This window comes from Haloferula chungangensis (assembly GCF_042664875.1).
Classification (GTDB): domain Bacteria; phylum Verrucomicrobiota; class Verrucomicrobiia; order Verrucomicrobiales; family Akkermansiaceae; genus Haloferula; species Haloferula chungangensis.
This window is the reverse complement of sequence record NZ_JBHTBS010000055.1, coordinates 1-1,230: the sequence shown is the minus strand read 5'-3', so window position 1 is coordinate 1,230 and position 1,230 is coordinate 1. Positions and strand designations below refer to the sequence as shown.

Below are 1,230 nucleotides of genomic sequence, written 5' to 3'. Positions count from 1 at the left end.
GATCGACTGATGCAGCCGTCGTGTAAGAATGAATCAATGATACAGCGGACAGAATGAGTGCCGCGATCGAAATAGGGAGGCTCGCTTTCATTGTGCGTGATCAAAGGTCCATTTTCGAGCGAACGTTCAAGCTGAGGCGATCCCGGTGAGCTCACCGGGAAGGCTGCGGGGATCCAAGCAGCTTTCGAAGCTGGCGGCAAGAACTCAACACAACCGCTGAAAGGGGTCGTCCTCAAGCGCCTTGTTCTCGTTGGGCGGTCTTGGGGGCGGGGAGTTCTTCGCGGAGGCCGCGGTCCGCCACGGGAAGATACCCGATCGAGCGCCGACGCCATCCCACGGGTCACTCCGAGCGGTGATGATGCAGAGCCCCGGCGAATCAGACAGACAATCTAACAGAGTCTGTCACGTGGCCGTTCCGATCTCTCCTGGCCGCTCCTCTGCTGCCCACCGCATGATGCTCACCCCGGTCAGCAAAGATCCGGAAGCTCGAAAACCTCGACAAGCTCGACCTATCTCCGACTCGGTCTGCTGCCACACCCTCAAAACCCAGAGGCTCTACATTCCACGAGAACGTCAGAGGCATGGCGCGACGCCCGAACAAAGGCGGCGCTCCGTGTCAGATTGAAGGGATTGAATCACCATAACGGAAACGTAACAAGGCCGCGGTTAGGCGTCGCCATCGCCGACTTGTTCGCTTTGGTTGATTTAGTCGGCGAGGCACTCACTGGGTAGTCTAGAGCTTGTCGCCGTCGAACAGTGACCAACACTGTTCACACAGGATTCTCCCATCGTCAACCGTATACCCTGACGCCACCACCGAGGTCGAATGTGCGTTCTCCGAGGGAATAACCCAAGCTCCGCAATCCGAGCATCGTGTCGAATCCGGAATGATCTCAGTGCCCAGGTGGAGGAAGCACATCGAGTCGAACCGATGCTGAATATCCAGACGATTCAGCTCTTCCGCGATCACCTCGTGAATCCGGTCGGCTATACGACCAGTATACTCCCTAGTATCGTCGCCAGCTAGCGCTTCAGGAAAGAGGTAGTTGAAGGAGATCATCAACTCTTTAGGTGGCCGTTCGTCGCTCATGCTGGGTCAAGTATTTCTAGCGAGACCCTATGGCTGCCGGTTGATCCGGACACAGCATTTCAGGCCAAATTGAGGGTTGAGAGAGAGGTGGTGTGTCTGGTTCAACTCGTGGGCTATCGCCACGACACGGGGTCGCGGCG

The 1,230-nt window shown here is 57.1% G+C and carries 1 protein-coding gene; it reads right to left on the bottom strand.

Annotation, left to right across the window (positions count from 1 at the left end):
- Window positions 1-733: 733 nt before the first annotated feature.
- Window positions 734-1,090 (bottom strand): hypothetical protein, encoded by a 357-nt coding sequence (locus ACFQY0_RS21145; RefSeq protein WP_379717034.1) that lies wholly within the window; start codon window positions 1,088-1,090, stop codon window positions 734-736.
- Between the last annotated feature and the right edge of the window lie 140 nt (window positions 1,091-1,230).